A 9927-nucleotide genomic window follows, 5' to 3' on the forward strand; every position below is an offset into this window, starting at 1 on the left:
CCGCAGGAAACCCTATGAACGACCAGACACAGACTTCACCTGATCCGCACGAGACCATGCGCTTTCTCGACGTGGCCCGAACCATCGTGATTCCGATGCCGGGCGCGCGTCGAGAGAAACCGGCGCAGGAGGCGCCCCCGCCCGGCCCCGATCTGGCGCCGCTAGGCGCTATGCTTCCGGGCCGCAATCCGCTGCTGCGCGCGGCCAATCCGTTGCTCGAGCTCGCCATGCCGCTGCGGCGCCTCGCGAACCATCCCGACGTCGACGCGCTGCGAGCGCAACTGATGGAGATGGTCCGTACCTTCGAGAAGAACGGCCGCGCGTTCGGTGTGCCGGACGAGCAGCTCGGCGTGGCGCGCTATTGCCTGTGCACGTTCATCGACGAAGCGATCGCGGCGACGCCATGGGGCGCGGGCGTGTGGGGCCGGCGCAGCCTGCTCGTCACGTTCCACAACGAGGCTTCGGGCGGCGAGCGCGTATTCGTGCTGCTGCAACGCCTCGCGCAGACGCCCGCGGCCCAGCTCGATCTGCTCGAACTCATCTACGTCATTCTTTCGATGGGTTTCGCCGGACGCTACCGCCTGGTCGACAACGGCCGCACCCAGCTCGAAACCATCCGCGAACGGCTCGAGCAAATGATCCGCGCGCAACGGCCACCCGTCGAACGGGCATTGTCGCCGCATTGGCAGCCCGCGCAGCGGGAGCACAAGCGGCTGCTGCAATTCGTGCCGCTATGGGTCGCGCTCGCGCTCGCCGCGCTGGTGCTCGCGACGACAAGCCTGATCCTGAGCCTGCGCATCAACGACTTTTCCGATCCCGTGTTCGCCTCGCTGCACGCGATACGGGTCGCGCCGGCTCCTGTGCTGGCATCGAAGGTCGATGCGGTACCCAGGCTCGCTGCGACACTCTCCGGTTTCCTCGCACCCGAGATCGCACAGGGGCTCGTGGCGGTCACGGAAAGCGAAGGGCGCACAACGGTCACGGTCAACACCACCGGCGGAGGCGCGCAACTGTTCGCCTCGGGCAGCGAGATGCTCGACGCGCACTTCGTGCCGCTGATGCAGCGCATTGCCAATGCATTGCGGGACAAGCCCGGCAACATCGTGGTGGTTGGACATACCGACAACCAGCGGATCCTGTCCGCGCGTTTCCCCTCGAACGTCGAACTGTCGCAGGCGCGCGCGGAAACCGTGCGCGCGTTCCTCGCCAGCCGGCTGGCGTCGGCGCGCATTTCCGCCGAGGGCCGCGGCGACACCGAGCCGATCGCGCCTAACGACACCCCTGCCGACCGCGCGAGAAATCGCCGTGTCGAGATCGAAATTCTGTCGCCGGGAGCGGTGTCATGATCGGGTCTCAGCGTTTCAATGGATTGAGAAAGTCGCTCGCGATGTCGCTTGCCGGCGTGTTGGCGCTATCGTTCGTGTTCTGGTACGAGGGCCCGCTGCTTGCCTTTGATGGGCATGTGCCGCTCGAAAGCCCGGCGAGCCGGTGGACCTTGATCGCGATGATGTTCGCCGCCTGGGCGACCTACTGGGGCGCGCACTGGGTGAAGCCCCGGCTTGCGAGTTCGAACTTCGTGAGGCGCCTCGTTGGCGATGCAAGCGCGGGCGGTAGCGAGGCGAGCGAAGCCAGCGAGGCCAGGAAAGCCACGGACGACGATCTCGCCATCTTGCGAACGCGCTTCGAGGAGGCGCTGAAGACGCTGCGCACGGCGGGCACGGCAAACGGCCGCAAGCGCTGGTGGCAGGAACTCGGCCGGCCGTCGATCTACGACCTGCCGTGGTACATGTTCGTGGGCGCGCCGGGCTCCGGCAAGACGACCGCGCTGGTGCACTCGGGTCTGCGCTTTCCGCTCGCCGACCGGCTCGGTGCTCGCGCGCAGTCCGTGGGCGGCGTCGGCGGCACGCGTAATTGCGAATGGTGGTTCGCCGACGATGCGGTCCTGCTCGACACGGCCGGCCGCTTCACGACCCAGGACAGCCACGCGCAAGCCGATCGCGGCGCATGGCTCGGCTTCCTGCGGCTGCTGCGCAAGTTTCGCGCGCGCCGGCCGCTGAACGGCGTGCTGGTCGTGGTCTCGGCGGCGGACCTGCTGCAACAGGACGGCGCCGCGCGCGAGGCGCATGCCGCATCCGTGCGCGGGCGCCTGAAGGAACTCGACACTGAACTCGGCATGCAGTTTCCGGTGTACGTGGTGATCACCAAGAGCGATCTGTTGTCGGGTTTCACGGAGTTCTTCGACGACCTCGGCCGTGACGAGCGCGAGCAGGTCTGGGGCATCACGTTCCCCTACACCGGCGACACCGCGCTTGGAGATACCGGTGCGGGCGCGCTCGAACGGTTCCCCGAGGAGTTTGGCCTGCTCCATCGGCAGTTGCAGGATCGCGTGCTGCATCGGATGCAGCAGGAAACCGATCCGCGCCGCCGTTCGTTCATCTATGCATTTCCGCAGCAGTTCGCGGGAATCGAAGGCCCGCTTGGAGGTTTCCTCCGTGATGTTTTCGGCCAGTCGCGCTTCGACCAGCCGGCACTATTGCGCGGCGTGTATTTCACGAGTGGCACCCAAAGCGGCCGACCGTTCGACCGCATGATGAGTTCGATGGCTGCCGCCCTCGGCCTGCGACGCGAAGTGCTGTTGCAGGACAGCGCAAGCGGGCGTGCCTACTTCGTGAAGCGCCTGTTGAGCGAGGTCATCTTCGCGGAGGCCGGGCTTGCGGGCAGCAACGTGCGGGTCGAACGCCGCCGAGCGCGCTTTCAGCGAGTCGCAGTCGGCATGGTGGCGGTGCTGCTGGTCGTGGGCCTCGTCGGCCTCTTTGTGAGCAATCGCGCGAACCGCGAATTCGTGCAAGCGAGCAGCCAGCAGATCGCGGCGCTGCAAAAAATGGCACAGCAGGGGGCGGACACGGGCGATCCGGTCGCGCTGCTGCCGTTGCTCGACGCCGCGCGCGACCTGCCGGGCGGCGAAGCCGGGCAGCGGGCGCATCGCACGCCATGGTGGGCTAAACTTGGCCTGAACCAGCGCGAGAAGCTCGGTGGCGAAGCGCGGCGGGTGTACCGGCGGCTGCTTCAGCAGACGCTGCTGCCGATCGTCCTGCAGCGGATGGAGGACGACTTGCGGCGCGGCGATTCGAACGATCCTGGCGCCGAATACGACGTGCTGCGCGCTTACCTGATGCTCGGCGACCCGGTTCATTTCGATCCCGCCGTCGTCCAAAGCTGGGCGATGCGCGACTGGCAGACAGGGGCGCTCAGCCGGGCGAGCGATCTACAGCGAAACGAACTCGACCAGCATCTGGCGGTGCTGTTCCTGCATGGTGAGTTCGACGCGAATCTCCCGCTGGATCAAAAGCTGATCGCCCAGGCGCGGGCGACCCTTGATAGCGTCCCGCTCGCGCAGCGGATGTCCGCGCATATCCGCCAAGGCCTGCTGGACATGCACTTGCCCGATTTCACCATCGCCCAGGCCGCCGGCCCGGACGGCGTGCTTGTATTCGTGAGGAAAAGCGGCGAGCCGCTGACGCGTGGCGTCCCGGGCATCTACTCCGTGGCCGGATATCGAAACTTCGTGCAGTTGCGCGAGGTCGCGCTCGCCAACGCTGGCAAGGGCGACTGGGTGCTCGGGCACGGCGACTCGACGCCGGGCGCGGCGTCGAGCGGCGACTTGCGTAATGCGCTGACCCAGTTGTACTGCGAGCAATACATTCGCGAATGGGACGCGCTGCTGGCGGACATCGGCGTGGTGCCTTTCTCCACGCCCGACCAGGGCGCCCGGATCGCGAATCTGATGGCATCGGGACATTCGCCGCTGCGCACGCTGGTCGTGGCCGCTGCAAGGGAAACGACGCTGACGCCAGCGACACCGGCCGTGTCTTCCACCGATCCAGGCAAGCTCGACGCGCTGCGCAAACGCATCGACGGGGTCTTCGGGGTGGCGCCGGGCACGCCGCCGGTCGCGGAACCCACGATGGTGGATGCGCATTTCCAGGCCTTGCATGACTTCGTCGGCAAGCCGGGGGCGACCTCCGGCACGCCGCTCGATGAGACCGTCGCCGCGCTGGGCGACGCTGCGGCGACGCTTCAGGCCGTCGATTCGGCCAGCAAGCAGTCTTTGCCGCCACCACAAACAAGCTCTCTCGACAAGCTCAAACTGCTCGCGCAAGACGGGCCACCGCCGGTCACTTCGGTGCTCGACGGTGTGGCCGGCAACGCCGATTCGCTGCGGGTCAGTGGCGAGCGTGCCCGGCTCGATGCGCTCTGGACGGCGAACGTCGCGCCGCTGTGCCGGGAAGCGATCGACGGCCGTTATCCGCTCGTGGCGGCTTCGTCACGTGATGCCGCGCCCGATGATTTCGCCCGTGTGCTCGAACCGGGCGGCACCATCGATGACTTCTTTGCGAAGAATCTGCAGAACAGCATCGATACCAGCGGCCCAACTTGGCGCTGGCGTCCGCAGGCCAGATCGCTGGGCGTGCCCGACGATGTGCCGGTCGAATTTCAGCGTGCGGCGCAGATTCGCGATGCGCTTTTCCGCGACGGCGGCCACGATGTGGCGGTGCGCTTCTCAGTGAAGCTGCTGAAGCTCGATCCTGCCGTGAAGCGCTTTGTCCTCGACGTCGACGGCCAGCAATTCGTCGCGAGCTCCGGCGCGACGGCTCAGCCGGCGCCTTTTCAGTGGCTAGGCGGCAAGGCCGCAGGACAGGCGCATGTCGACCTTGATCCCGCACCGCCGGCTGGAAACCCGGCGCTACACGCGGACGGGCCGTGGGCACTGCTGCACCTGCTCGACGCCGCGCAGGTTCGGGAGGCCGGTCAGCCCGACCGCTTCACTGTGGCTTTCGATGCGGGAAAGGTGGAACTCGAGTTCGACGCCAATAGCGTGGCCAATCCGTTTCAGCCAGGTCTGCTGAGCCGTTTCCGCTGTCCGGATAACCTATGACGCGGCCCGTCGAGATCGGTTTTTACGGCAAGGTTCGCACGCGCGGAGATTTCGTCGGCCGAGGCTTGTCCCGGTCGTTCGTCGGCGTGTGGGACGAATGGGTGCAGCGCGGGATGCTGGCAGCGCGCGAACGGCTCGGCGACGCGTGGCTCGCGTCCTATCTCGTCATGCCGCTGTGGTGTTTCGCGCTGGAAGGAGGCGTCGTCGACGATTACGGCTACGCGGGCGTCATGGTGCCAAGCCTGGATGCGGTCGGGCGTTACTTTCCATTCGTGATCGCGATCCGCACCGCGCCCGATGCCGCCGCGCGCTGGCGGGTCGGCGGCAGCGCATGGTATCGGCAGGCGGCGAGCCTCGCGCTCTCGACACTCGGCGACAGCTTCACGCTGAGCCGCCTCGAGGCGGACATCAAGGCGTTCAGCGAAAAACACGAGGACGTATGGCCGCTAGGCGTTCGTTCGGATATCGGGAGTAACTGGTGGACTCTGCAGGATGATCCGGCCAGCCCGCCGGTTCGCAGCGGGACGCTCGACAGCGCACTCTTCACGAGGCTGCTTGGCCGATGAGCCCTAGTCGCCTTGCGACGGCTGATCGCGCAGGGCGTTCAGTTCCTGACGCAGTTTGTGCTGGTCTTTCGGATCCTGCACGGCGACGCTTACCCGTTCCATCAAGTCGTCGAGGTCGCGGGCGTTGGCCGCGGCGCGCGATGTCACAACCTTCGCTATCGGTCCAAGATACGCTGCGAGTTTGCGCGCCACGTCCTCGAGCAGGGCCGCATCGATGGCGACGCGGGGTGGCAATTGCGTTGCCTGCGCGGCGGCAGCGACGCTCTTTACGGACGAGCCTGCATCGACAGGACGCTCGTCGAGAAGAGCGAGCAAGACGTTGAGGTCGCTGCGGGCAGCCTCCGTCCGAAAGTGCGGCGCGAGACGATCGCGCAGCTCGGCCACGTCGTGCGCTTGCGCGGTGGCTCGCCGCACCAGAAAGCTCGCCATCGGACCGATGTGCGAGGCAAGTTGCTGTTCGAGTTGCGCGACGAGATCCGTGGGCCATCTCGACGACGTTTCGTTGAGCGACGGCGTTTCGAGTACCGTCTCCGGCCTCGCGAACGAAATGACGGTCATGTCGGCGTCGTCGAATCGCGAGACGGCTGATTGGTTCAGCAGATGTTCGCGCCATTCGCGCGCGGACGAGAAGCGATCTTCGGGCCGCTTGGCGAGCGCTTTCATCAGCATCGCGTCAAGATAGCCCGGCAGGTTCGGCACGCGTTCGGAGGGCAGGCGCGGTTCGTCATCGAGGATTTGCCGCATGACCGCACCGGCCGTTCCCTCGAACGGACAGACGCCGGTCACCATTTCGTACAGCACGACAGCTGCCGAGAAAAGATCGGCGCGCGCATCGACAGCGTCGCCGGTGAACTGCTCCGGTGACATGTAGCTCGGCGTGCCGATCAGCACGCCCGCCTGTGTGAGTTGCGATGTGTCGATACGCGCTATCCCGAAGTCGGTAATCTTGCATTCGCCACGTTGCGTGATCAGCAGGTTGGCAGGCTTGACATCGCGATGAATCACGCCGGCTTCGTGTGCGTACTCGAGGCCGCCGAGCAGTTGCGCAAACCAGCCCAGCGCTCGCGCGGGGTCGGTGAGCGTGCCGGCGGCGGCATGCTGTGCCAGCCGTGCAGCGAGGCTTTCGCCCTGTACGTATTCCATCGCGATGAAGGCCGTTTCGCCCGACTCGCCATAGTCGTAGACCGACACGATGTTCGGATGCACGAGGCGGCCCGCGGCGCGCGCTTCGTTCAGGAAACGCGCGCTCAGGCTATGGGTCGACGAAGCGCCATTCGCCGTGCCCGGCAGATCGCCGCGAATCGTTTTCAGCGCGACCTGGCGTTCGATGTGCGGATCGAACGCCAGGTAAACGATGCCCATCGCGCCGCGCCCGAGTACACGCTCGATTCGATAGCGGCCAAGATAGTCGGGAGCCTCGCCCGCGGATGACATCTTATTTTCCCTGCTCTGCGTCGAGGATCTTGAACGCTTCGATCAGGCTGGCCCGCATGCGCCCAAACGATACCGCGAGCGACGCGATCTCGTCCGAACCGTGTGTCGGCAACGCCGCGCCGTCAAGCTTACCGAGGCTCATTTCATCGGCCGCGCGTGACAGCGACTGGATGCGCCGCGTGACCAGCATATGCACCATGATGTTCATCACGATCATGACCATGGCGAACACGCCGGTCAGCGAGATCATGAAGGTCCGCCATACGGCGCGGCCGCGCTCGATCGGCTGCGCCATCGGCACCGAAACGACTTCGGCGCCGATCACTTCGTTCATGGGCCAGCCGAAGCCGTTTGCCGAACCGTATTTATCGATCATCGTACTCGGGGCCGCGCTCGGCGTGCTGTGACACTGCATGCACGCCTCATCCGTGATGCGGGTCGGAAGCGCCAGATACAATGTCCGGCCCGCCGGCGTGTCGCGCTGCCCGGTCATTTCCCTGAGTGCGGGATGATCGTGCAGTTGCCTGATCACGTCGTTCTCCCAGTCGGTCGGCCGGTCGCGCGGATTGGTGGGATTGAGCATCGTCGATTCGTAAGAGAAGCTTGGAAACTCCTTTTGCAGCAGGTTGACCATTTCGATAGCGGAGAAGGCGGGAATCGATTCGGGGACGAACCGGTACTTGATCTGTGTGGCGAGCAGCGGCGTGATGTGGCTGGACGTATAGTTCTGCATCGACGCGGCGGCGCTCAGCAGGACGTTGGCATCATGCTCGGTCTCTTCGAGCGCCTGCTGTTGCAGCAGCCGGTTGGCAAGCGCGCCTGCACCGCCCAGGCCGATTGCAAAGACGATCAGGAAAACCAGGTTGAACTTGACACTCAAAGACAGTTTCATGCACGTGTTGGCGTTGGGCTGCGATGGCGGCCAGGTTGTACTGATCGGCGGCGCCTAAGCAGCGCGCCGCCGATTTTCGGAGAGGTTCGCACCTGATACATCGAAGCGAGAATACTGCATTTGCCCGAGATACCGCAGGTGACCGAGCGCCGAATTCCTCATTGGCGACAGCGTCTGGCCAGTCCCGATATGCGCGCGCGTTCGGGGACCAACGCGTGCAAAGCGACGCAGTGGCACAGCCGGCGCGGCTAAGATCTTCGATGTATTGTAGCATTCAGTGCGCGGATAAATTGCAGGCCGAAAGTACTCCGACATACCTAACAGAGCACCTGAGCGTCTCGGTTTACCGCGGGTCAAATCATTCATCCAGGTAACGAAGACATTGCGTCTGGCGAGAAATGACTCGCGGCGATGGGCTGTTGTTCGGATCGAACGCGGCGAATTCGACATACTTGATCTTTTGCAACCTCAATGACAACTCGATCTGATCGCCCCCTTCATCCTCCCCGCCGGCTCATTGGGTCGATCCCGCTCCTTATCGCTTTCATCGTGCCTGCCGCGCATGCCGATTGGAGCATTGCGATCGCCGATGCGCCCGCAACAGTCATTCGCGGTATGGATGTCTATAGTGCCGGCGTGAACCAACGCCTGAGTGCCGACGACATGATCGAGTCGGGCGCGAACGGAATGCTGCTGCTTCAAGACGATGCGGGCAATGTCATGGCGCTTGGCCCAGGCACGCAGATTTTGCTCGAATCGAAAGCGCACGTGTCATTGCTGAAAGGTTGGATAAAGATTTCGCACACATGCGCGGCATCGTCCTGTTTGTTACCGGCGGTCGAAACGGAGCGCGGCACCCTTGAAGTTGGCGATCACGCTGCGGCCATCGTTGCGGCCGTTTCGAACCCGGCCCCTGTAAGCGAAGTGTTCAGTGAGAGCGGCACTCAGACACTGGAGTTGCCGGCCAGCAGCGCTCCTGCGCCGGGTAGCGTGGCGCTGGCCGAGGGGCATTTCGCATCGGTCACGTCGGGTGAGTCTGCCGACGTGAGACCGAGGCCGTCGCCTGCGTTTCTCGCCGGCATGCCGGTCGCATTCCAGGATGCGCTGATGCGTATTCCCACGACCGGCAAGTTACGCGACGATCTTCCGGCGCCCCTCCGGCCGGTTGCGTTCGAGGACGTCGCCGCATGGCTGACGAGTGCCTTGCCCGCGCGCAAACAGCCCGAAACCAGTTTCGTCGAGCGATTCAGCCCACGGCTTGCCGACGCCACGTTCCAGCAGCGCGTCCAGCAGAATTTATCCGCGCTGCCCGAATGGCGAACTGTCCAACCTGCGCCCAACCCCAACCCGAAAGCGGATTTTAAGGTTGCGCAGAAGAGCACAAGCGTAAAATTCGGTTCGAGCGGCGCGACTGCGCGTGTGCCTGCGGCTAAGGGCAACAGCAACAACAACGCATCGGCGGCGAATCCAGCCGATGAGTCGAAAGACACGGGCAGCTGGTTTTCGCGGCTGTTCAGCGGGACCCACAAATAGGGTTCTGTCGCGGTAAGGAAATTAGAAAAAGGCAGGGCAAAACGAATAGGAATGCTTATTTTGCAATATCGTAGAACTGCTCGGCGACTGAACGATGCCGTCCATCGTCACTCTTCATCTGCCCTTTCGCTATCATGCGCATGAGTTCGATGCCGCCTAAAATGATGCGGGCACAACGAAAGCTCTTGAATCCTAGCATTGGTCGTACGATGCGTTTGATCGCCCGATGGTCCCGCTCCACCACGTTGTTCAGATACTTCGATTGTCGGATTTTGATCGGCACTTCGCGATCAGCATTGATCGCATTTAGCCCTGCGAGATTCGCCCCACTCTTGTCGATCGTCACCGTCTCCGGTATGCCGTTTCCAGCGATCGCCTTTTCGAAATAGCGCCGGGCCGCTGCCTTGTTCCGCTTGGCGCAGAACAGGAAATCAACTGTGTCGCCGGCCTTATCGACGGCCCGATAGAGAGCGCGCAAACGTTGGGGAGGCTCGCAACAAGGGCCGCGTGTGCTTCCAGTCGCAGTGCCGGTTTCTTATAGAGTAGGCTGACAAGTCCCGCAATGC

The 9927-nt window shown here is 64.2% G+C and carries 6 protein-coding genes and 1 pseudogene; 4 read left to right on the forward strand and 3 right to left on the reverse strand.

Annotated features, from left to right (window positions below; translation table 11 throughout):
• Nucleotides 1–14 precede the first annotated feature (14 nt).
• From tssL to tagF, 3 genes are read left to right on the forward strand one after another with little or no spacing between them, the layout of a single operon-like run.
• Entirely contained in the window at nt 15–1346 is a 1332-nt protein-coding gene (tssL, locus tag P0D89_RS31870) for a type VI secretion system protein TssL, long form (RefSeq protein ID WP_408364163.1), read from the forward strand.
• Nucleotides 1343–4936, forward strand: coding sequence for a type VI secretion system membrane subunit TssM (gene tssM, locus P0D89_RS31875; RefSeq protein WP_408364165.1), 3594 nt, complete (start codon nt 1343–1345; stop codon nt 4934–4936). Before tssL ends, tssM begins: the two co-directional genes overlap by 4 nt.
• The gene (tagF, locus tag P0D89_RS31880; protein ID WP_408364167.1) at nt 4933–5502 is read left to right on the forward strand and encodes a type VI secretion system-associated protein TagF; all 570 of its coding nucleotides are present in this window, start codon (nt 4933–4935) and stop codon (nt 5500–5502) included. Before tssM ends, tagF begins: the two co-directional genes overlap by 4 nt.
• Nucleotides 5503–5505: 3 nt before the next feature.
• Here tagF and P0D89_RS31885 read toward each other — a convergent pair whose 3' ends face one another.
• Together P0D89_RS31885 and P0D89_RS31890 are read right to left on the reverse strand one after the other, a co-directional pair.
• Entirely contained in the window at nt 5506–6936 is a 1431-nt protein-coding gene (locus P0D89_RS31885) for a serine/threonine-protein kinase (protein WP_408364169.1), read from the reverse strand.
• Between the two features lies 1 nt (nt 6937).
• On the reverse strand, nt 6938–7828 hold the full coding sequence (locus P0D89_RS31890) for a Tll0287-like and HAMP domain-containing protein (RefSeq protein WP_408364171.1): 891 nt from the start codon (nt 7826–7828) through the stop codon (nt 6938–6940).
• 549 nt (nt 7829–8377) lie between these two features.
• Here P0D89_RS31890 and P0D89_RS31895 point away from each other — a divergent pair.
• The gene (locus P0D89_RS31895; protein ID WP_408364173.1) at nt 8378–9361 is read left to right on the forward strand and encodes a hypothetical protein; all 984 of its coding nucleotides are present in this window, start codon (nt 8378–8380) and stop codon (nt 9359–9361) included.
• 55 nt (nt 9362–9416) lie between these two features.
• Here the strand turns inward: P0D89_RS31895 and P0D89_RS31900 are convergent.
• Nucleotides 9417–9830 (reverse strand): annotated as a pseudogene (locus P0D89_RS31900) (IS6 family transposase); the annotation flags it as partial.
• Nucleotides 9831–9927 lie beyond the last annotated feature (97 nt).

Source organism: Paraburkholderia sp. RL18-085-BIA-A (assembly GCF_046027075.1).
In the GTDB taxonomy this organism is placed as follows: domain Bacteria; phylum Pseudomonadota; class Gammaproteobacteria; order Burkholderiales; family Burkholderiaceae; genus Paraburkholderia.